The 21215-nt window shown below is 65.6% G+C and carries 17 protein-coding genes; 14 read left to right on the forward strand and 3 right to left on the reverse strand.

What is annotated here, in order from left to right; all coding sequences use genetic code 11:
• The first annotated feature begins 10 nt into the window (after nt 1-10).
• The 3 genes from VNQ78_RS16665 (at nt 11) to VNQ78_RS16675 (ending at nt 3556) form a co-directional block, all read left to right on the forward strand.
• Complete coding sequence (locus VNQ78_RS16665) at nt 11-1336, forward strand: FMN-binding glutamate synthase family protein (RefSeq protein ID WP_325691830.1); 1326 nt, start codon at nt 11-13, stop codon at nt 1334-1336.
• Nucleotides 1337-1389: 53 nt separating this feature from the next.
• Nucleotides 1390-2733: a type III glutamate--ammonia ligase gene (gene glnT / locus VNQ78_RS16670; protein WP_325691835.1), complete on the forward strand. Its 1344-nt coding sequence runs from the start codon at nt 1390-1392 to the stop codon at nt 2731-2733.
• 175 nt (nt 2734-2908) lie between these two features.
• Nucleotides 2909-3556 (forward strand): FadR/GntR family transcriptional regulator, encoded by a 648-nt coding sequence (locus VNQ78_RS16675; RefSeq protein ID WP_325691837.1) that lies wholly within the window; start codon nt 2909-2911, stop codon nt 3554-3556.
• On the opposite strand, the gene VNQ78_RS16680 is transcribed toward VNQ78_RS16675, so the two are convergent.
• Entirely contained in the window at nt 3540-4805 is a 1266-nt protein-coding gene (locus tag VNQ78_RS16680) for an ABC transporter substrate-binding protein (protein ID WP_325691839.1), read from the reverse strand. The two genes, VNQ78_RS16675 and VNQ78_RS16680, sit on opposite strands and share 17 nt — an antisense overlap.
• Nucleotides 4806-4973: 168 nt before the next feature.
• Between VNQ78_RS16680 and VNQ78_RS16685 the strand changes: the two genes are divergently transcribed.
• The 6 genes from VNQ78_RS16685 (at nt 4974) to VNQ78_RS16710 (ending at nt 12580) form a co-directional block, all read left to right on the forward strand.
• Nucleotides 4974-6317 (forward strand): NAD(P)/FAD-dependent oxidoreductase, encoded by a 1344-nt coding sequence (locus VNQ78_RS16685; protein ID WP_325691841.1) that lies wholly within the window; start codon nt 4974-4976, stop codon nt 6315-6317.
• A gap of 57 nt (nt 6318-6374) precedes the next feature.
• The gene (locus VNQ78_RS16690) at nt 6375-8747 is read left to right on the forward strand and encodes a DUF1989 domain-containing protein (RefSeq protein ID WP_325691843.1); all 2373 of its coding nucleotides are present in this window, start codon (nt 6375-6377) and stop codon (nt 8745-8747) included.
• Between the two features lie 38 nt (nt 8748-8785).
• Entirely contained in the window at nt 8786-9925 is a 1140-nt protein-coding gene (locus VNQ78_RS16695; RefSeq protein WP_325691845.1) for an aminomethyltransferase family protein, read from the forward strand.
• A gap of 69 nt (nt 9926-9994) precedes the next feature.
• Nucleotides 9995-10597: a dimethylamine monooxygenase subunit DmmA family protein gene (locus tag VNQ78_RS16700; protein ID WP_325691847.1), complete on the forward strand. Its 603-nt coding sequence runs from the start codon at nt 9995-9997 to the stop codon at nt 10595-10597.
• Entirely contained in the window at nt 10597-11526 is a 930-nt protein-coding gene (locus VNQ78_RS16705) for a PDR/VanB family oxidoreductase (RefSeq protein ID WP_325691849.1), read from the forward strand. The genes VNQ78_RS16700 and VNQ78_RS16705 overlap by 1 nt, the downstream gene beginning before the upstream one ends.
• 13 nt (nt 11527-11539) lie before the next feature.
• Nucleotides 11540-12580, forward strand: a complete 1041-nt coding sequence (locus VNQ78_RS16710) for a DUF3445 domain-containing protein (protein ID WP_325691851.1) — start codon at nt 11540-11542, stop codon at nt 12578-12580.
• Between the two features lie 56 nt (nt 12581-12636).
• On the opposite strand, the gene VNQ78_RS16715 is transcribed toward VNQ78_RS16710, so the two are convergent.
• Together VNQ78_RS16715 and VNQ78_RS16720 are read right to left on the reverse strand one after the other, a co-directional pair.
• Nucleotides 12637-14433 (reverse strand): APC family permease, encoded by a 1797-nt coding sequence (locus VNQ78_RS16715; RefSeq protein ID WP_325691853.1) that lies wholly within the window; start codon nt 14431-14433, stop codon nt 12637-12639.
• A 245-nt stretch (nt 14434-14678) separates the two neighbouring features.
• The gene (locus tag VNQ78_RS16720; RefSeq protein WP_325691855.1) at nt 14679-15656 is read right to left on the reverse strand and encodes a GlxA family transcriptional regulator; all 978 of its coding nucleotides are present in this window, start codon (nt 15654-15656) and stop codon (nt 14679-14681) included.
• 136 nt (nt 15657-15792) lie between these two features.
• On the opposite strand from VNQ78_RS16720, the gene VNQ78_RS16725 reads away from it, so the two are divergent.
• From VNQ78_RS16725 to VNQ78_RS16745, 5 genes are all read left to right on the forward strand, one after another.
• On the forward strand, nt 15793-17043 hold the full coding sequence (locus VNQ78_RS16725) for a sarcosine oxidase subunit beta family protein (protein WP_325691857.1): 1251 nt from the start codon (nt 15793-15795) through the stop codon (nt 17041-17043).
• A gap of 24 nt (nt 17044-17067) precedes the next feature.
• The gene (locus VNQ78_RS16730) at nt 17068-17349 is read left to right on the forward strand and encodes a sarcosine oxidase subunit delta (RefSeq protein ID WP_325691859.1); all 282 of its coding nucleotides are present in this window, start codon (nt 17068-17070) and stop codon (nt 17347-17349) included.
• Nucleotides 17346-20276: a sarcosine oxidase subunit alpha family protein gene (locus VNQ78_RS16735; RefSeq protein WP_325691861.1), complete on the forward strand. Its 2931-nt coding sequence runs from the start codon at nt 17346-17348 to the stop codon at nt 20274-20276. The genes VNQ78_RS16730 and VNQ78_RS16735 overlap by 4 nt, the downstream gene beginning before the upstream one ends.
• Entirely contained in the window at nt 20269-20817 is a 549-nt protein-coding gene (locus tag VNQ78_RS16740; RefSeq protein ID WP_325691863.1) for a sarcosine oxidase subunit gamma, read from the forward strand. Before VNQ78_RS16735 ends, VNQ78_RS16740 begins: the two co-directional genes overlap by 8 nt.
• On the forward strand, nt 20814-21215 hold a 402-nt coding region (locus VNQ78_RS16745), incomplete at its 3' end, for a tetrahydrofolate dehydrogenase/cyclohydrolase catalytic domain-containing protein (protein ID WP_325691865.1). The genes VNQ78_RS16740 and VNQ78_RS16745, both read left to right, overlap by 4 nt.

The raw sequence follows: 21215 nt of genomic DNA on the forward strand, positions 1-21215 counted from the left end.
GAGAGACATCATGGACAAACCCCCGCAGACCCTGCCGCGTGACAGCTGGACCTATTCCCCCGGCATCAATGCCGAAATCCGCCGCGCCGCCGATACCGGGATCTACGACATCCGTGGCGGTGGCGCGAAGCGCAAGGTTCCGCATTTCGACGACCTGCTGTTTCTCGGGGCCTCGATCAGCCGCTATCCGCTGGAAGGCTATCGTGAGAAATGCGACACCTCGGTGGTGCTCGGCACCCGCTTCGCGAAGAAGCCGATCGAACTGAAGATCCCGATCACCATCGCGGGGATGAGCTTTGGCGCACTGTCCGGCCCCGCGAAAGAGGCGCTGGGTCGTGGCGCCACGCTGGCCGGCACCTCGACCACGACCGGCGATGGCGGCATGACGAACGAGGAACGCGGCCATTCCGAAAAGCTGGTCTATCAATATCTTCCCAGCCGCTACGGCATGAACCCCGATGACCTGCGCCGCGCCGACGCGATCGAGATCGTGGTCGGTCAGGGCGCGAAACCGGGCGGCGGCGGGATGCTGCTGGGTCAGAAGATCACCCAGCGCGTCGCCAACATGCGCAACCTGCCGGTCGGGATCGACCAGCGCTCGGCCTGCCGCCACCCGGACTGGACCGGGCCGGACGATCTGGAAATCAAGATCCTTGAGCTGCGCGAGATCACCAATTGGGAAAAGCCGATCTATATCAAGATCGGCGGCGCACGCCCCTATTACGACACGGCGCTGGCGATCAAGGCGGGCGCGGATGTCGTGGTGCTGGACGGGATGCAGGGCGGAACCGCAGCGACCCAGGACGTCTTCATCGAGAATGTCGGCCAGCCGACCCTGGCCTGCATCCGTCCCGCGGTGAAGGCGCTTCAGGATCTCGGGATGCACCGCAAGGTGCAGCTGGTCGTCTCGGGCGGGATCCGTTCTGGCGCGGACGTGGCCAAGGCGCTGGCGCTTGGCGCCGATGCGGTCGCCATCGGCACCGCGGCGCTGATCGCCCTGGGCGAAAACGATCCGAAATGGGCCGCCGAATACGAGGCGCTCGGCACCACCGCGGACGCCTATGACGACTGGCACGAAGGCAAGGATCCGGCCGGCATCACCACCCAGGATCCCGAGCTGATGAAGCGCCTCGACCCGGTCGAGGCGGCGCGCCGACTGCGCAACTATCTTGCCGTGATGACGCTGGAATGTCAGACCATCGCACGCGCCTGTGGCAAAAGCCACGTCCACAATCTGGAACCCGAAGACCTTTGCGCCCTGACGATCGAAGCGGCCGCCATGGCGGGCGTACCCCTTGCCGGGACCAGCTGGATCCCCGGTCAGTCAGGCTTCTGATGTGAATGAGAGACGGCGAAAAAGCCGTCTCCACTAACCCAACAGGATTAGAGATGACCGACCTCAGTACATTCAATCATGGAAAGAGCAAGGCGAGCCGGCTGACCAATTTCGCCCACGAGAACGGGATCAAGTATTTCATGGTCTCGTTCACCGACCTGATGGGCGCACAGCGCGCCAAGGTCGTGCCGGCCCAGGCCATCGCCGACATGGAAAGGGACGGGGCCGGCTTCGCGGGCTTCGCCACCTGGCTGGACCTGACCCCCGCCCACCCGGATATGCTGGCGGTTCCAGACCCCTCCGCCGCGGTCCAGTTGCCCTGGAAACGAGACGTCGCCTGGGTTCCCGCCCGTTGCATCATGAACGACGAGGATCTCAGCCAGGCACCACGCAACGTGCTTTCCCGCCTGGTGGCTCAGGCAGCAGATCTCGGGCTCGATGTCAAAACCGGCGTCGAGCCCGAATTTTTTCTGCTGACCCTCGAAGGCCAGGCGCTGTTCGACGGCAAGGACTGCTCGGTCAAGCCCTGCTACGACCAGCAAGTCGTGCTGCGCTGCTTCGACATGATGGCCGAGCTGACCGATTACATGCTCGAGATGGGCTGGGAACCCTATCAATGCGACCATGAGGACGCGAACGGCCAGTACGAGATGAACTGGAAGTTCGACTCGGCCATGAGGACCGCCGACAAGCACAGCTTCTTCAAGTTCATGCTGCGCGCCATTTCCGAGAAATACGGGATGCGCGCGACCTTCATGCCGAAGCCCATCATGGGCATGACAGGCAATGGCTGCCATGCCCATATCTCGGTCTGGGACATCGCCGGCGGCCAGAACGCCTTCGCCGATGACAGCAAGGAACTGCGCCTGTCCGACAGCGGCCGCCATTTCCTCGGCGGGATCATGAAGCACGCCTCGGCGCTGGCGGCGATCTGCAACCCGACGGTCAACAGCTACAAGCGCATCAACGCCCCGCGCACCAGCTCGGGCGCAACCTGGGCGCCGAATTCGGTCACATGGACGGGCAACAACCGCACTCATATGGTGCGCGTCCCCGGCCCCGGCCGGTTCGAGCTGCGCCTGCCCGACGGCGCGGTGAACCCCTATCTTCTGCAGGCGGTCATCATCGCGGCGGGGCTTTCCGGCCTGAAATCCAAGGCCGATCCCGGCAAGCGCTGGGACATCGACATGTATGCCGAGGGTCACATGGTCAAGGATGCGCCCAAGCTGCCGCTGAACCTTCTGGACGCGATCCGGGTCTTTGACGCGGATACCGAGTTGAAGCAGGCGATGGGCGAGGATTTCTCCAACGCCTATGTCAAGCTGAAGACCAAGGAATGGGACGCCTATTCCGCGCATCTGTCGCAATGGGAACGTGACAACACGCTGGATATCTGACCCGGAAGCCACGGCGGAGAACTTAATTGGTATAATTGGTTCATCGTCCCTTGCGCAAAAGGTCCGGTCCGGTTTCAATCGGGCTGACCAGCATCCCGGAGGCGATGTGACCTCTTTGCCGCGCAATGTTCCAACGGCCCTCGTCGACACTCCCGTCTCGGGCCCTACCGTCCAGATGGTCGCCGAAACCCTGGGTCAGCGCATCGCCTCGGGCGAATATCCGCATGGAAGCCGGATGCCGGCGGAACGCGCGCTTGCCGCCAGTCTCGGCATCGCCCGCAATACCCTGCGCGAGGCGCTGGACCTTCTGTCGCGCAAGGGCCTGATCACCCGCCGCGCCGGGGCGGGCTCCTATGTCGCCGATCCCGGCACCTGGGACGAGGCCGCGCCGATCGCCGCCGCTACCGGTCCCCTGCATCTGCAAGTCATGCGCGGCATCCTTGAGCCTGAAATGATCCGGCTGGCCCTGATCCACATGCCGCCTTCGGCCATCGACCAGCTGAACGAAATCGTCCAGCGCATGGAAACCGCCATCGACCCCGCGCGCTTCGCCCGTCTGGAAGAAGAATTCCGCCTGAAACTGGCGGAAGGGACCGGCAATCCGCTGCTGCTCGCCTGCTATGGCCTGCTGGTCAAGGCCGGGCGCCAGCGCCATCGCGCCGGATTGCAGCGCCGGCGGCTGACGCCCGAAAATATCGCCCGCTTGCGCGCGGATTACGGGGCACTTGCCGGGGCCGTTTCCGATCGCGACATCTCGCGCGCGCTGGATCTGGTGCAGCAGGGCCTGATCGACGAGCAGCGCCAGCTCATGCAGGAGGACTGAGCGCGCGCTGCTGCCACAGCAGCCCCAGCCCGGCCATTTCCCGCAACAGCAGCGCCTCGTGCCGCCCCAGCCAATCCAGGACCGAGCGGAATTCCTGAATCCGCGCCATGCCGTTTTCGACCCTGACCACCGGCCAAGACCCGATCAGCGCATTGTCGATGCCGAACAGAGCATCGCCATACCAGCGCGCAGGACCGAATGCCTGCATCATCTGCCCGCCGCGCTTCATCGCGTCCAGCACCGCCATCGGCTCGGTCCGGCCGCAGATCTCGACCGCGGATTGCCACAGGTCCAGGATCGAGGCGTATTCCCAGCTGACCGCCGACCAATGCCCCGGAAAACGCTGGCGGAAATCGGCATGGAAAGCCTGCGGTTGCCGAAAGAAAAAGGCGGTCCCGTTCAGCAGCGGATCGTCGAAATCCGGGAACTGGAAGATGAAATCCTGCATGAAGGCGGTCGAGGTGACATCGACCAGCCGCCGGTAATTGTCCCCGGTGCAGGACAGGATCGGGCCGTTGAACCCCGCCGCGAAAGCGGCTTCGGTCAGGGCATGGACCATATGCGGCTCGGACGAGCACCAGCACAGGACTTGCGGATCAGCGGCCAGCATGGCCTGAACCATCGCCCCCGCATCGCGCCAGTCGGGGGGATAGCGGATCTCGCGCACGACCGACATCCCCTCGGCAGCGAAGGCCGCGCGATAGGTGGCAAGCGAGGGCAGGCCCATCATGTCCTCCTGGCTGCAAAGCGCGACCCGGCGAAAACCGGGCCGATTCGCCGCCAGCCATTCGGCCCCGGTGACAGAGAACAGCGGATGCACCTCGGCCGGGGCGATCAGGCTGGGCGTGTGGGGCGACAGGTCGAAAGGCAGCAGCGTGGTCGTCAGCACGCGGCGCGCCATCAGCCAGGGCAAGGCCGGGGCCAGACTGTCGCCGCCAAGCGCAAGGACCAGCCGCACGCCTGCCTGCTCGACCAGCTCGCGGGCGGCGATCACCGTTTCGGCATCGGAAATCGCGGCGTCGCGGGCGACGATATGGACCGGCAGGCGCAGGCCCCCGACCGCTAAGCCCCCATGTTCATTCACCCAATCCGCCCAAAGCTGGCAACCTTCCAGCCCCGGACGCCCCCATGGGGCCGAGGGTCCGGTCAGCGGCGCAAGAAAACCGATGGGCACCGCAGCCGGCGCCTTGCGCATGGCGCGCGGAAGGCTGCCGCTGACCGAAAGACGCTGTGCAAGGGATATGCGCATCGCATGATCCTAGATCGCGAAGAATAGTCCCGGAAGGCAAAATTTGACGCATCAATTATTCTGCCAAGGAAAAATTCTTGACCGACGCGGAAATTGATCGCTCAATTGGACTACACCAAATGGATCGGAATCGAACACTGGTCCAAACCAAAAGTCGGGGAGATTGAAATGTCGCAACGCGTCGCCGTCATCGGCGCCGGGCCTTCTGGTCTGGCCCAGCTCCGGGCTTTCCAGTCGGCCGCCCGCAAAGGGGCCGAGATCCCCGAAATCGTCTGTTTCGAGAAACAGGCCAATTGGGGCGGCCTGTGGAATTACACCTGGCGCACCGGCACCGACGAACATGGCGAACCGGTCCACAATTCGATGTATCGCTATCTGTGGACGAACGGCCCCAAGGAAGGTCTGGAATTTGCCGACTATTCCTTTGAAGAGCATTTCGGCAAGCAGATCGCCTCATATCCGCCGCGCGCCGTCATGGTCGACTATATCGAGGGCCGGGTCAAAAAGGCCGGCGTCCGCGACTGGATCCGCTTCAACACCGTGGTCCGCTGGGTCGAATATGACGCCGAGAGCGACGACTTCACCATGACCCTGCACGATATGGCGAGCGACCATGTCTACAAGGAACGCTTCGACAACGTCATCATCGCCTCGGGCCATTTCTCCAGCCCGAACGTGCCGGAATATCCCGGCTTCTCGCAATTCTATGGCCGCATCACCCATGCCCATGACTTCCGCGACGCGCGCGAGTTCGAGGGACAGGACGTGCTGGTCGTCGGCTCGTCCTATTCGGCCGAGGATATCGGTTCGCAATGCTGGAAATACGGCGCGAAATCGGTGACCTCATGCTATCGCTCGGCGCCGATGGGGTTTGCCTGGCCCGACAACTGGGAAGAAAAGCCCGCGCTTGTCCGGGTCGAGGGCAAGACCGCGCATTTCACCGATGGCAGCAGCAAGGCGATCGATTCGATCATCCTGTGCACCGGCTACCGCCATTACTTCCCGTTCCTGCCCGATGACCTGCGGCTCAAGACGGCGAACCGGCTGGCCGCGGCGGATCTCTATAAAGGGGTCGTCTATGTCCACAACCCGCGCCTCTTCTATCTGGGAATGCAGGACCAGTGGTTCACCTTCAACATGTTCGACGCCCAGGCCTGGTATGTCCGCGACATCATCCTGGACCGGATCCAGATCCCGGCCGACAAGCAGACCCTGATCGCCGACGTGGCCGAGCGCGAGGCGCGCGAAGAAGCCGAGGAGGATGTGAAATATGCGATCAAATATCAGGGCGACTACGTCAAGGAACTGATCGCCGAGACCGACTATCCCAGTTTCGACGTCGATGGCGCCTGCGAGGCTTTCTATGAATGGAAGCATCACAAGGTCGACGACATCATGGGCTTCCGCAACCATTCCTATCGCTCGGTCATCACCGGGACGATGGCGCCCCCGCATCATACCCCGTGGAAGGATGCGCTGGACGATTCGATGGAAGCCTATCTTCGCAACTGATCCCTTACTGGAGCGGAGGTTCCCCACCGCTTCTCTTTTTCTGCAAGGCATGGTGCTATGACCAGCGTCACCTATCCCCCCCTGTTCCGTCCCGGTCCGCCGCAGCCCAGTGGGCTGCGCGTGGCATCGGCGGTGGGCAAGGCCCCCGCGGAAGAACGCCACACCGTCTCCGGCGGCGGCGGGCTTCTTCTGGCATTGGCCGAGGGCGACCACATCACCGTCATCAATGCCGAAGGCGCCCAGCGGGCCGAGATCGTCGCCGCCCGCATGGACGGACGCGCCGATGGCACGGTTCTGGGCGTTCCCGCGCAGGGTGAACCCCACGGGTTGCGCCGCGCGCTGACCTCGGGTGACGACAGCCTGACCCGGCTGCGCCGCGGCATCGCCGCGCGCGGGATCGACCTTGGCAAGCCCTGCGCCACGGTGCTTTTCGGCGCCGACAGCCCGGCAGGCGACCGGGCCGAATTCACGGCGACCCAGCCCGGCTGGCTGATCGTCGCCGCCCCGGCCGAACCGATGGTTCCCGAAAGCGGCGAGACGGCGACGCCCCTGACGCTGCTGATCCGGCGCGCGCGGCCCCGCGCGGCGCAGGGGTTCGAGCCGCCCGACCCGCTGGCCGACCCGATCCTCGACATCCGCGTCAAGTCCGCGACTGCCAGCGCCTATCTGGTCCGGGCGGGTGAATATATCCAGGTCCTGGATGTCGACGGGCGCCAATGCACCGATTTCCAGTGCTTCGACGCGAGGAAGCTGGATCGCGGCATCCAGCACCCCCTGGACGTCACCACGACCCGGACCATCCTTGGCCACAGCTATGCCATGCCGGGCCTGCATTCGAAATATTTCGACCAGGACACGACCCCGCTGATCGAGGTCGTGCAGGACACCTGCGGGCGGCATGACGCCTTTGCCATGGCCTGCGCGGCCAAGTATTACGACGATATCGGCTATCCGGGCCACGCCAACTGCTCGGACAACTTCAACGCCGCGCTGGCGCCCTATGGCGTCGATGCCCGCAAGGGCTGGATGGCCGCGAATTTCTTCTTCAACACCTGGATCGACGCGCATGGCGTGCTGATGACGGACGAACCGTGGTCTCGGCCCGGCGATTATGTCCTGATGCGGGCGCTGACCGATATCGTCTGCGTGTCCTCGGCCTGCCCTGACGACACCTCGCCGGCCAATGGCTGGCACCTGAGCGACATCCATGTCCGCAGCTACGCCGCCAATGAGCGGTTCCAACGCGCCGTCGCCTGGCGCCCCATGCCGGATTCCGAACCCATCATGACCCGCCAGACCGCCTTTCACGACCAGTTCGCCGCGCTGACCCGCGATTTCGTCGAATACAAGGGCTTCTGGCTGCCCAGCACCTTCCCGAATTCCAGCCCCGAGGAAGAATACCGCGCCTGCCGCGAAGGCGTGGTGGCGATGGACCTGTCGGCGCTGCGCAAGTTCGAGGTGACCGGCCCGGATTCCGAGGCGCTGATGCAATGGGTGCTGACGCGCGACGTGAAGAAGCTGGGCAATGGACAGGTGGTCTATTCCGCGATGTGCTATCCGCATGGCGGCATGATCGACGACGGCACGCTCTTCCGCATGGGGCCTGACCGCTTCCGCTGGATCGGCGGCAGCGATTACGGCGGCGAATGGATGCGCGAACAGGCCGAGGCGCTTGGGCTGAACGTGATGATCCGCGCCTCGACCGACCAGCTTCACAACCTCGCGGTGCAAGGCCCGAAAAGCCGCGATCTTGTGGACGAGATGATCTGGACCGCGCCGCACCAGACCGCGATCCCGGAGCTGGGCTGGTTCCGCTGGACCCCCGGCCGCATCGGCGGCCCCGAGGGCGCGCCGGTCGTCGTCTCGCGCACCGGCTATACCGGCGAGCTGGGCTATGAGATCTTCTGCCATCCAAAGGACGGGGCGGCCTTGTTCGACGCCGTCTTCAAGGCGGGCGCGCCGCGTGGGATCAAGCCCATGGGCCTTGCCGCGCTGGATCTGCTCAGGATCGAGGCCGGGCTGGTCTTTGCCGATTACGAATTCACCGACCAGACCGACCCGTTCGAGGCGGGCGTGGGCTTTACCGTGCCGCTGAAATCCAAGACCGACGATTTCGTCGGGCGCGAGGCGCTGATCCGGCGCAAGGAAAACCCCCGCACCAAGCTGGTCGGGCTGGTCATCGACAGCCGCATTCCCGCCCATCACGGCGATTGCCTGCATGTCGGGCGCGCGCAGGTGGGCGAGATCACCTCGGCCATGTGGTCGCCGCTGCTGGATTGCCAGATCGCGCTGGCCCGCGTCGACCTGACCCATGCCGCCGAGGGCAGCGGGATCGAGGTCGGCAAGCTGGACGGCCAGCAAAAGCGCCTGCCTGCGCGCATCACCGCCTTCCCGCATTATGACCCGAAAAAGGAACGGCCGCGGTCCTGAGACGGGCGCGGCGTCGGAAACAACACGGAGGAAAGAACATGACAGCATCCTGGCGCTTCTCGACCCTTGCCGACCGCCACCGCGCGCTTGGGTCCGAGCTTGAGGACTGGAGCGGCATGGGAACCGCCTGGTCCTATGCCAAGGGCGACCCCGATGCCGAATACATGGCCATCCGCACCAAGGCCGGGCTGATGGATGTTTCGGGCCTGAAAAAGGTCCATATCGCCGGCCCCGCCGCCAGCCATGTGATCGACCGCGCCACCACGCGGAACATGGAAAAGCTGATGCCGGGCCGTTCGGTCTATGCCACGATGCTGAATGACGCGGGCAAGTTCATCGACGATTGCGTCATCTATCGCACCGGCCCGAACGCCTTCATGGTCGTCCATGGCTCGGGACAGGGGTTCGAGCAGCTGAGCATGGCGGCGAATGGCCGCGATGTCGCGATCCGCTTTGACGACAACCTGCACGACCTGTCGCTGCAGGGACCGCTGGCCGTCGACTATCTGGCCAGGCATGTGCCGGGCATCCGCGACCTGCCCTATTTCGCGCATCTGCAGACCTCGCTGTTTGGCAAGCCCGCGATGATTTCGCGCACCGGCTATACGGGCGAGCGCGGCTATGAACTGTTCGTGCGCGGTCAGGACGCGCCGATGATCTGGGACCGCATCCTCGAGGAAGGGGCCGAGATGGGGATCATCCCCTGCCGCTTCACCACGCTCGACATGCTTCGGACCGAAAGCTACCTGCTGTTCTTCCCCTATGACAATTCCGAGATGTATCCCTTCGAGGATCAGCCCGGTGGCGACACGCTGTGGGAACTGGGGCTGGACTTCACCGTCTCGCCCGGCAAGCAGGGTTTCCGCGGCGCCGATGAGCATTACCGCCTGAAGGGCAAGGAGCGCTTCAAGATCTGGGGCCTGAAGCTCGACGGTGACAAGGTGCCGGGGAACGGCGCCCCGGTGATGCGCGACGGCAAGCAGGTCGGCGTCGTGACCCAGGCCATGCATTCGCCGCTGAACGACTGGACCGTCGCCATTGCCCGCCTGCCGGTCGATTGCGCGAATGACGGAACCAGACTGACCGTGAACTGCGCCACCCATGGCCCGATCGCGGCGACGACCGGGACCATGCCCTTTTTCGACCCCGAGAAGAAGCGGCGCACCGCCAAAGGATAGGCCCCCCTGGCCGGGGGGCGTTCGCAACTCCCTCCGGCAGCCTGTTGCAACCTGCCAGGGATGACTGGAATGAGCGCCACCCCACCACCACCTGAACCGATCGCCAGCCGGCCCCGCTATGCCCGCCTTCAGGCGCGGCCTTGCGGGGCCGCGCTGATGGTCGCGGACAAATCCGGCGCGGCCGCCCTGCTGGCGCTGGCCGATGACGCGCCCGAACTGATGCCCAAGGCCAGCGTGGTCTTGTGCGGTGCGGCCGAACACGCCCCTGCCCTGCAGGCGCGCGGGGCGGCGCGGCTTTTGCAGCCCGCCTCGACCGCCGGGCTTTCCCCGGCGATTTCGACGCTGCTTGGCGATGCCCGCATGGGGCTACAGGTTTTTCTGGCCGGTGCCGAGGGGTTGATCGCGCAGGTCCAGTCGCAACTGCTTTCCGCGGGCGTGCCGCTAGGCGCGATTCAGGCCGAGCATCGCGGCACCGCCGCGCGGCGGATGCAATGCGTCCATTGCAAGACCCTGGCCGAAGACGTGACCACCGATCCCTATACCTGCCCCGGCTGCGGGCGCGCGCTTTATGTGCGCGACCATTTCTCGCGGCGGTTGGGGGCGTTCCAGGGCGTCTGCATCGATGCCGAAACCCCAGGCGAAGTCCCCGAAGCCGTGGAGATCCGGTTCTGATGCAGACCTTGAAACTGACCCGCAAGGAACCGCTTTCCCCCCGCATCACCCGGTTCCGCTTTGAACATCCCGAAGGCGCGCCCCTGCCGGTCTTTTCCGGCGGCGCCCATGTCATGGTCGAGATGCAGGACGGCCCCGTCCTGCGCCGCAACGCCTATTCGCTGATCTCGGACCCGCGGGACTGCTCGGGCTATGAAATCGCCGTCCAGCGCGAAGATCATGGCCGGGGCGGTTCGCTGTTCATGCATCGCGACGCCCGGCCCGGAATGCTGATGCAGATCGGCCCGGCGGTGAACCTGTTCGCGCTGAACCTGGCCGCGCGCAAGCATCTGCTGATCGCGGGCGGGGTCGGGATCACGCCCTTCCTGGCGCAATTGCCGGAATTGGCGCGTCTGGGCGCGGCCTATGAACTGCATTACGCGGTCCGTGCGCGGGACGAGGCCGCCGCCCTGCCGCTGCTGCCCGATACCACGCGGCTGCATGTCAGCGTCGAAGGCTCGCGCATGGATCTTGACGCGATCCTGTCCTCGCAACCGCTGGGCACGCATCTTTACGTCTGCGGCTCGGCCCGGATGATCGAGACGGTGCTCGGCACCGCCGCCGCGCTTGGCTGGCCGGGCGATGCGCTCCATGCCGAGGAATTCCTGGCCCCCGCGCCGGGCGAACCTTTCGAGGTCGCCTGCACGCGGTCGAACCGGACCCTGACCGTCGGCCCGCATCAAAGCCTGCTCGAGGCGCTTGAGGCGGCGGGGATCGACGCGCCGTGGCTGTGCCGTGGCGGTGCCTGCGGGCAATGCGAAACCGACGTCCTGGCCTCGGACGGGGCGATCGACCATCACGACCACTGGCTGGAACCCGAGGAACGCCAGCGCAAGATCATGCCCTGCGTTTCCCGCTTCCGGGGCAGGCTTCTGACCATCGACCGATAGGGAATCCCCCGTGATGATCATGCAATTCAACAAAGAAACCTTCCGCGGCGATTACAGCTACTACAACTCTCCCGCTGCGATCCGACGCTTTCCGTTTCCCTTCGACCGGGACGAATACATGTATTCGGTCAATATGGAGCCGCATAAGGGCGGCCCCGACGGCAGCGTCTTTCAGGCCCGCTTCGATGTCGACGAACATTATGTCGCCGAGATGGAGGACCGCGCCATCACCCTGACGCGCGATCCGGGCCGCTGCCAGTCGCTGCCGCACATGACGCTGGCGGGCTGGGATCTGCTGGAACTGATCATGACCAGCAAGGCCGAGGATTACCCCGAGCATTTCGCGCTGCATCGCGACGGCGACCGCTGGCGCTGGATCAACCGGCCGCTGGGGATCGACGAGACCTTCACCTTCCTTGACGAAGCCACCCTGCCCCATGGCCCGATGGAATACATCACCCGCCAGACCCAGGGCGATTTCGCGGTCCTCGACCAGCGCGACGGCAACCTGTGGATGGATGCCGGCATGGTCACCAGCCAGGCGGATTGGAGCCTGGATTTCGACATCGGCATGAACTTCTTCGAATGGCACGCCCCGGTGCCGCGCGCCGCCGAGATGGGGATCTTTCAGCGGGCGCTGAAATTCCTGCTGAACGTTCGCCAGGACACGCCCGCGCGGCGGCTGAACTGGACCATGACGGTGAACCCGCGGCTGGATACCAGCCCCGAGACCTATCCCGAATGGGGCCCGGAAAAGCGCAGCCTGACGCCCGACAACCTTGGTGAGAAGCAATATCTGCGGGTCGAGCTGCAATCCTTCTGGCGGCTGCCGCGCTCGAACGGGCTGGCATTTCCGATCCGCTGCTATCTGATTTCGTTGCAGGATCTGGTGACGGTGCCGAAATGGGGGCGCAGGCTCCACCGCGTGCTGCGCGACCTGCCCGAGGATCTGGCGACCTACAAGGGCTTTCTGGTGAACCGCCCGATGATCGTCGACTACCTGTCGCGCTTCGATGACGGGGCGCCGACCTCTCCGGGCATCTACCCGGACTGAGACAGCCGGCGGTGTCGGGATGGGGCGGGCTGGCCATTGCGGCCAGCCCCTTTCGTCTACGCGGGCAGCACGAAGAACCAGTTCGCCCAGGCCACCAGCACGGCCCCGGCGATCAGCGCGAGATAGGGCAGGATGCCCGCGCGCCGCGGTCCAAGGCTCGAATCGTCATTGCCGAGACCCAGATCCTCCATCGCCTCTTTCGGGAAGCGGCCCTTGTCGACGATGTAATGTCGCCAGCAAAAGACCGGGATGATCAGCGCGGCAAAGATCAGCCCCGAGATCAGCGCGTTGGAATAGCCCCAGACCTTGGCACCCGCGCCCAAAAACAGCGCGTTGACAAAGGCCAGCACCGTGTTCAGCCCGATCAGCAGCACCGGCGCCTTCCACGGACGCGGCAGGTGCGGGCTGTCGATGCGATGGATCCAGCCGGCGTTCAGGTTCAGGAAGTTGAACATGATATAGCCGACGTTCGAAATCGCGAGGACATAGAAATATCCGCTCGCATCCGAAGCCAGCGCCAGCAGGAACAAGTTGAAGCCAAAGTCGGTCCACATCGCGCTGGTCGGCGCGCCCTGTTCGTTCACATGGCCAAGGTAATGCGGCAGCCAGCCATCGCGCGAGCCTTGGTAGAGCGTGCGCGACGATCCCGCCATGGCCGTCATGATCGACAGAAACAGCGCCAGGATCATCAGGATGGTGAACAGCTGCGCGATCACCGGCCCCGCCCCGATCATGCCGCCAAGCGCCTCGGCCACGCCGGTGCCGTCGATGATGCCCGGCGCCAGCATACCCTCCAGCCCCAGGACGCCCTGAAACGAGAAGGGGATCAGGATGAAGAACACGCAGCAGAGCAGACCCGAGAAGAAGATCGCCTTGAACGTGTCGCGCCGCGGATCACGCAATTCGCGGGTATAGCAAACCGCCGTCTCGAACCCATAGGTCGACCAGGCCGCGATATAAAGCCCGCCCAGCACCAGCGTCCAGCCGCCGATGTCCCAGCTTCCGTTTTCGCCCGAATAGGCGGCGGTCGGCGGGACCAGCGCGGTGACGTTCGAATAGTCGATCGCCCCGGTGAAGATCGGCACCAGCCCGACCAGCAGCAAGGGCACCAGCACGATGATCGCCAGCCATTTCTGCGCCGCCGCGGTCGAGGCCACCCCGCGATGCTGAATCGCGATGATCAGCAGCATCAGCACCGTCCCGATCACGAAGGTCGCGTTCAGATGCAGCGAGCCGAGGCCAGGAATGGGCAGCTCCAGCGCCGACCAGGTTCGGATCGCGGGGGTCAGCGCGGCGACCGCATCCGTGGTCAGCAGCGACCGGATCGCGTCGGCCTCGGGGATGCCGGGATTGGCGGCAAGGTATTCCGCGATGCGCGGGCTGCCCGGCGGCAGGCTGGCCAGATGGGCCGCGACCCAGTCCAGCACCGGCTGCGAGGTCGCGAGCGGCACCGGGAACAGCGCGTTCAGCACATAGCCCGCCGCGATGGCGCAACCCAGCGACAGGACCGGCGACCAGGCGAACCAGTTGCACCAGACCGACAGGGGCGCGATCAGCTTGGAATAGCGCAGCCACGCGGTCGCGCCATAGACCGAGGTGCCGCCCGACTTGTTGCCGAACATGCCCGCCATCTCGGCATAGGTGAAGGATTGCAGGAAACCCATCAACATGGACACCGTCCACACCACGAAGGCGACCTTGCCGGTGGTCCCGGCGATCCCTCCGATCGAAAACAGGACCAGCGGCGGCACGCCCGCCGCGATCCAGAACGCGCCTTTCCAGCTGAGCGACCGGATCAGTGAGCCCTGATCCTCCACCACGGCCGAAGACGTCTCGGTAGACACCGAAGACATGACACCCTCTCCATCAGACTTGTTCCCCATTGTTATCGTTTTCAGGGCCGCGGCCTCGTTTCCCGGACCGTCGTTCCCGCTGGGGCTTTGGCGACGGCAAGCGGTTTTCCCGGCCGCACTGCGTCATTTCGTCGCGCCTCACCCTTGGCGGAGGCTGGGCCGAAAGACCCCGTCAGGCAAGAAAAACTTACACTCAGGAATATTATTTTCCTGTGCAGGCCAGTCGGGACAGTCTCTCCCGCCGGTCAGGCGGGCTTGCGGCGCGGGCGCGCGGCCTGCCGGCGCTGGCTGGGGCTGACCCCGTATCTGTCTGTGAAAGAACGCGAAAAATGCGCGGCGCTGACGAATCCGGTGATGATGGCGATGTCGAGGACCGAAAGCGCGCTTTGCTGGATCAGCTCATCGGCCTTTTTCAGCCGCATCTCGCGATAGAACTGCATCATCGAGCAGCCAAGCTGGTCGTTGAACAGGCGCTGCAACTGGCGCGGGCTGCATCCGGCCTGCGCGGCCAGCTGTCCGGGAGACAGCGGGTCGGCGAGGTGGCTGAACATCAAATCGACCGCCGCCGCCAGCATCGGATGGCGCAGGTCGAACCGTTCGGCGGCGGGCGATTGCTGCGGTTCATCGGCGCCGCGGGTGCGGGGGTGGATGAACCAGTCCGCGACGCTGCGCGCGAATTCGGCCCCGTGGTCGCGGGCGATCAGCGCGCACATCATGTCCAGCGCCGCGACGCCGCCAGCGCAGGTATAGCGGTCGCGGTCCACGACATAGAGCGCGCGGTCGATCAGCAGATCGGGCATGTCCTCGGCCAGCGCATCGATATGGGCCCAGTGCAGGGTGAAGCGCCGCCCCTCCATCAGTCCCAGCCGCGCAAGGATCGCGGCCCCGCCCGAAATCCCGCCCAGCCGGACCTTGCCGGCCTGCAGCGCCCGCAGGCCGCGGGCCAGCGCCGCATCCTCGTAACGCAGCGGGTTGCCGCCGGCGACGACGAAGGCAAGATCCATCGGCCCGGCCTCGGCCAGCCGCAGGGTCGGGAACCCCCCGCCCGAGGTCGAGGCCGAGAAGCCGCCTTCGACCGAGTAATAGCCGGGCCGGTAAAGCTCATGCCCGGCCAGATGATTCGCCGCACGCAGCGGCTCGACCGCCGAGGTCAGCGACATCAGCGAGTAATCCCGGGTCAGGACGAAGCCGACGCGCAGGGGCGCCGGGGCGGGCGTGGGCATGGCGAAACCTCGTCTTCGCGAAAATATATCCCGGCCCGTCCGCAACAGGCAAGAACCTGTCCCTCAAAGGCAAATGGAGCACCTTTGCCGCGGCTAGTCTGATGGTCGGGAACAACGACGCGAGAAAGCAGGAACCGTGCGATATTCGGGGCTTAGGGTCATCAAGGAGGCGCTGACCGGCCATAAGGGCTGGAAGCCGATCTGGCGCAATCCCGATCCGCAACCCGCCTATGATTACGTGATCGTGGGCGGCGGCGGGCATGGTCTTGCGACCGCATATTATCTGGCGCACACCTTCAGGAAGGCGCGCATTGCGGTGCTGGAGAAGGGGTGGCTCGGCTCGGGCAATATCGGGCGGAACACGACGATCATCCGCTCGAACTACCTGCTGCCGGGGAACGAGCCCTTCTATGAATTCTCAATGAAGCTCTGGGAAGGGCTGGAGCAGGAGTTCAACTTCAACGCGATGGTCAGCCAGCGCGGCATCCTGAACCTGCTGCATACCGACGCGCAGCGCGACGCCTATCGCCGGCGCGGGAACGCAATGCGGCTGGCGGGCGCCGATGCCGAGCTTCTGGACCAGGACGGCGTGCGCGCCATGTATCCCTGGCTGAATTTCGACAATGCCCGCTTCCCCATCAAGGGCGCGCTGATGCAGCGCCGCGCCGGAACCGCGCGCCATGACGGTGTGGCCTGGGGCTATGCGCGCGGCGCGGACCGGGCGGGCGTCGACCTGATCCAGAATTGCGAAGTCACCGGAATGCGGATCGAGAACGGGCGCATCCTTGGCCTCGACACCTCGCGCGGCCATATCGCGGCGGGCAAGGTCGGCGTCGCCGTTGCCGGTTCGACCGGGCGCGTCATGGCATTGGCCGGGATGCGGATGCCGATTGAAAGCCACGTGTTGCAGGCCTTCGTGTCCGAGGGGCTGAAGCCCACGATCGACGGCGTCATCACCTTCGGCGCCGGCCATTTCTATGTCAGCCAGTCGGACAAGGGCGGGCTGGTCTTTGGGGGCGACATCGACGGCTACAACTCATACGCCCAACGCGGCAACATGGCGGTGGTCGAGGACGTGGCTCAGGGCGGCATGGCATTGATGCCGATGATCGGCCGCGCGCGCCTGCTGCGCATCTGGGGCGGGATCATGGACATGTCGATGGACGGCAGCCCGATCATCGACAAGACCCCGATCGAGGGCCTCTATCTGAATGCCGGCTGGTGCTATGGCGGCTTCAAGGCGGCTCCGGCCAGCGGCTATGCCTTCGCGCATCTGCTGGCGACCGACACCCCGCACGAAACCGCGCGCCTCCTGCGCCTCGACCGGTTCGAGCGCGGCTATCCCATCGACGAAAAAGGCATGGGCGCCACGCCCAACCTGCACTGAAGCCATCCTGGACCGAAGCCCGACATGCTGATCCCTCATCCCCTTCTCGGCCCGCGCGATTCTTCGGAATTCAGCTATCTGGGCGATGCCTCGCTGCTCAACCGGCCCGACGGCATGGCCGCGGACGCGGCCGCGCGCTTCCATGAATATGTCCATCTGCGGGACAACCCGGCAGGCATCCACCGCGAGTTGTGGTTCCACGAACAGGGCGACCGGTCCTGGCTGGTCGTGACCCGCAACACCCTGACGCATGAGATCCTGGGTGCGGAACTGGCCCGCGACGCGAAGAAGGGCGGTGCGGCATGACGCGGCTTTCCGGTGGGCTGGTCGATCGTTCGCAAAGCCTGAATTTCACCTTCGACGGCAAAAGCTATCAGGGCCATACCGGCGACACGCTGGCCTCGGCGCTTCTGGCCAATGACGTGCGGCTGATGGGCCGCAGCTTCAAGTATCACCGTCCGCGCGGCGTCCTTTCCTCGGGTTCCGAGGAGCCGAACGCGCTGGTCGAATTGGGCAGCGGCCCCCGGCAGGAACCGAATACCCGCGCCACCGTGACCGAGCTTTTCGACGGGCTCGAGGCGAAAAGCCAGAACCGCGTCGGCTCGCTTGGCTTCGACCTTCTGGCGGTGAACGACCTGATGTCGCCCTTCTTCGCGGCGGGCTTCTATTACAAGACCTTCATGTGGCCGAAAGCCTTCTGGGAAAAGCTGTATGAGCCGATGATCCGCCGCGCCGCGGGTCTGGGCAGCCTGACCCACCAACCCGATCCCGACAGCTATGACGCGGGCTATCTGCATTGCGACCTGCTGGTGATCGGCGGCGGCGCGGCGGGCCTTGCGGCGGCGCTGACGGCGGCGCGGACCGGGGCGCGCGTGATCCTTGCGGATGAGGATTTCCGCCTTGGCGGCCGCCTGCTGGCCGAAAGCCATCCGCTGGAGATGCCCGCCCCCGACTGGATCGCGGGGGTCGAGGCCGAATTTTCCAGCCTGCCGAACCTGCGCGTCATGCGCCGCACCACGATCTGGGGCGCCTTCGACGACGGGATCTATGGCGCGGTGGAACGCGTCTCGGACCATCTTGCGGTGCCGGGCAAGCGCGTGCGCCAGACCTTGTGGAAGATCACCGCGCGGCGCGCCATTCTGGCCGCCGGCGCGACCGAGCGGCACATTCCCTTTGCCTATAACGACCGCCCCGGCATCATGCTGGCGGGCGCGATGCGGGCCTATGCCAACCGCTGGGCGGTCAGCCCCGCCAAGCGCGTCGCGATCTTCACCAGCAATGACGACGGCCACCGCACCGCGCTGGATCTGGCCGCCAAGGGGGTCGAGATCGCGGCGGTGATCGACGCCCGCACCGGCGCGGCATCGCAAGGTGGCTATCGCACCATCGCGGGCGGACAGGTGACGGGCAGCAAGGGCCGTCTGGGCCTGACCCGGATCGAGGTTGCGCAGGGCGGCCGCTCCGAATGGCTGGATTGCGGTGCGCTTGGCGTCGCGGGCGGCTGGAACCCGAACCTGCATCTGGCCTCGCACCACCGCGGCCGCCCGCAATGGGACGACGCCGTGCAGGCCTTTCTGGCCGAGGACGGGAATGTTCCCGGTCTCAGCATCGCGGGCGCGGCGGCGGGCAAGGGCTCGACCGCGCAGGCGCTGGCCTCGGGGGCAGAGGCCGCGCGTGCGGCGCTGGAGGGGCTGGGCATCACCGCCACCCTGCCCGACCTACCCGGGGCCGAGGACGCGGCCATGAACCAGCATCCCCTGTGGCATGTCCCCGGCAAGCGCCGCGCCTGGGTCGATTTCCAGAACGATGTCACCGTCAAGGACATCAAGCTGGCCCATCAGGAAAACATGCGCCCGGTCGAGCATCTGAAGCGCTGGACCACGCTGGGCATGGCGACCGATCAGGGCAAGACCTCGAACGTGACCGCGCTGGCGGTCATGGCAGAGCTGACCGGCCGGACCATCAACCAGACCGGCACCACGATCTTCCGCCCGCCCTATACCCCGGTTTCGCTGTCGGTTCTGGGCGGTGGCGATACCGGGCCGCATTTCCGGCCCCGCCGCCTGACCCCCACCCATGAATGGGCCAAGGCGCAGGGCGCGGTCTTTGTCGAGGTCGGGCAATGGATGCGGGCGCAATATTTCCCGCAACCGGGCGAAACGACCTGGCGCCAGACCGTCGACCGCGAGGTTCTGGCCACCCGCATGGGCGTCGGCATCTGCGACGTGACCACGCTCGGCAAGATCGACGTGCAGGGGGCCGATGCGGCCGAATTTCTGGACCGCGTCTATGCCAACGCGATGAAAAGCCTGAAAGTCGGCATGGTCCGCTATGGGCTGATGCTGCGCGAGGACGGCTTTGCCTGGGACGACGGCACCTGCGCCCGGCTGGCCGAGGACCATTATGTCGTCACCACGACCACCGCCAATGCCGGCCCCATCTATCGCCATATGGAGTTCTGCCGTCAGGGCCTTTGGCCGGATCTGGACGTGCAACTGATCTCGACCACCGACGCCTGGGCGCAGCTTTCCATCGCCGGGCCAAACGCTCGCAAGCTGCTGGAGCGCGTGGTGGACGGGTTCGATCTGTCGAACGAGGCCTTCCCCTTCATGGCCTGCGCGCCCCTGACGGTCTGCGGCGGGCTGCGCGCGCGGCTGTTCCGCATCAGCTTCTCGGGCGAGCTGGCCTATGAGATCGCGGTTCCCGCCCGCTACGGCCATGCGCTGATGGCGCGGCTGATGGAAAAGGGCGCCGATCTGGGCGCCACCCCCTATGGCACCGAGGCGCTTGGCGTCATGCGGATCGAAAAGGGCCATGCCGCCGGGAACGAGCTGAACGGCCAGACCACCGCGCAGATGCTGGGCATGGGCAAGATGGTCTCGACCAGAAAGGACTCGATCGGCGCGGTGATGTCGCGGCGCGAGGGGCTGGTGGCCGAACGGCGCGTGCTGGTCGGGCTGCAACCGGTCGATGCCGCCGAGCCGGTGGTCGCGGGGTCGCATCTGTTCACCAAAGGCGCGGCACAAAGCACGGCGACGGATCAGGGCTGGATCACCTCGGCCTGCTATTCGCCCCATGTCGGTTCTGCGATCGGCCTCGGCTATCTGGAAAATGGCGCCGAGCGCATGGGCGAGGTGATTACCGCCGCGAACCCGCTGCAAGGGCAAAGCGTCGCCATGCGTGTCGTTTCCGCCCATTTCGTCGACCCTGAAGGAGGGCGTCTGCGTGACTGACCTGCAACCGATCTGCGCATTGGGTGCGCCCACGCCGCGAACCGCCCGCTTCGGGGGGCTGTCGCTGGCCGAAAGCGCCGGCCTCGCGCTCGCCTCGGTGGCGCTGCGCCGCGGGGGCGCGGCCCCCGACCTGCCGCAGCCGGGGCCGGGCAAATGGATCGAGGCGGGGGGCATCGCCGCCTTCTGGACCGGGCCGGAACAATGGATGCTCGAGGGTCCGGGCCGCGCCGAAACGGATTTCGCCGCCGAGATCGCGACCCGCGCGCCCGGAGCCTCCGTGACTGAACAGACCGACGGCTTCACCGCCTTCGAGGTCGAGGGCCCTGCCCCCGCCATCGTCCGGCTGCTGGAGCGGCTGGTCAATGTCGATGCCGCGCGCTTCGGCCCCGGCTCGGCCACCCGGACCGGTTTTCACCATATGAGCATCTTCGTCATTCGCCGGGCCGAGAACCGGCTTGCGGTCCTGGGCATGCGCTCGGCCGCGGGCACGGTCTGGCACGGGCTTGTCGAGGCCGCCGAACGACTGGAGGTCGCGGCATGACAAACATCATCGACGGCAAGGCCTTTGCCGCTGCAATACGTGGCCGCGTCGCCGCCGGGGTTGCCGATCTTTCGGGCCTAGGGCTTGTTCCTGGTCTTGCGGTTGTTCTGGTTGGGGAGGATCCGGCGTCCGAGGTTTATGTTCGGAACAAGGGCATCCAGACGCGCGAGGCGGGGATGAACTCGTGGGAATGGAAGCTGTCGGCCGACACCTCGCAGGAGGCGTTGATGGCCAAGGTCGCGGAGCTGAATGCCGATCCGGCGGTGCATGGGATTTTGGTGCAATTGCCGCTGCCGGGGCATCTCGACGCCGAGGCGGTGATCAATGCGATCGATCCGGCGAAGGATGTCGACGGGTCCCATATCCTGAATGTCGGGCTGCTCGGCACCGGGCAGAAG

The organism is Paracoccus sp. (in: a-proteobacteria) (assembly GCF_035556475.1).
Lineage (GTDB): Bacteria > Pseudomonadota > Alphaproteobacteria > Rhodobacterales > Rhodobacteraceae > Paracoccus.

What these genes read in the sequence shown, in the direction of transcription:
- VNQ78_RS16665 (WP_325691830.1), top strand. Translation starts at nt 11, where the DNA reads ATGGACAAACCCCCGCAGACCCTGCCGCGTGACAGCTGGACCTATTCC.
- glnT (WP_325691835.1), top strand. Translation starts at nt 1,390, where the DNA reads ATGACCGACCTCAGTACATTCAATCATGGAAAGAGCAAGGCGAGCCGG.
- VNQ78_RS16675 (WP_325691837.1), top strand. Translation starts at nt 2,909, where the DNA reads ATGGTCGCCGAAACCCTGGGTCAGCGCATCGCCTCGGGCGAATATCCG.
- VNQ78_RS16680 (WP_325691839.1), bottom strand. Translation starts at nt 4,805, where the DNA reads ATGCGCATATCCCTTGCACAGCGTCTTTCGGTCAGCGGCAGCCTTCCG.
- VNQ78_RS16685 (WP_325691841.1), top strand. Translation starts at nt 4,974, where the DNA reads ATGTCGCAACGCGTCGCCGTCATCGGCGCCGGGCCTTCTGGTCTGGCC.
- VNQ78_RS16690 (WP_325691843.1), top strand. Translation starts at nt 6,375, where the DNA reads ATGACCAGCGTCACCTATCCCCCCCTGTTCCGTCCCGGTCCGCCGCAG.
- VNQ78_RS16695 (WP_325691845.1), top strand. Translation starts at nt 8,786, where the DNA reads ATGACAGCATCCTGGCGCTTCTCGACCCTTGCCGACCGCCACCGCGCG.
- VNQ78_RS16700 (WP_325691847.1), top strand. Translation starts at nt 9,995, where the DNA reads ATGAGCGCCACCCCACCACCACCTGAACCGATCGCCAGCCGGCCCCGC.
- VNQ78_RS16705 (WP_325691849.1), top strand. Translation starts at nt 10,597, where the DNA reads ATGCAGACCTTGAAACTGACCCGCAAGGAACCGCTTTCCCCCCGCATC.
- VNQ78_RS16710 (WP_325691851.1), top strand. Translation starts at nt 11,540, where the DNA reads ATGATCATGCAATTCAACAAAGAAACCTTCCGCGGCGATTACAGCTAC.
- VNQ78_RS16715 (WP_325691853.1), bottom strand. Translation starts at nt 14,433, where the DNA reads ATGTCTTCGGTGTCTACCGAGACGTCTTCGGCCGTGGTGGAGGATCAG.
- VNQ78_RS16720 (WP_325691855.1), bottom strand. Translation starts at nt 15,656, where the DNA reads ATGCCCACGCCCGCCCCGGCGCCCCTGCGCGTCGGCTTCGTCCTGACC.
- VNQ78_RS16730 (WP_325691859.1), top strand. Translation starts at nt 17,068, where the DNA reads ATGCTGATCCCTCATCCCCTTCTCGGCCCGCGCGATTCTTCGGAATTC.
- VNQ78_RS16735 (WP_325691861.1), top strand. Translation starts at nt 17,346, where the DNA reads ATGACGCGGCTTTCCGGTGGGCTGGTCGATCGTTCGCAAAGCCTGAAT.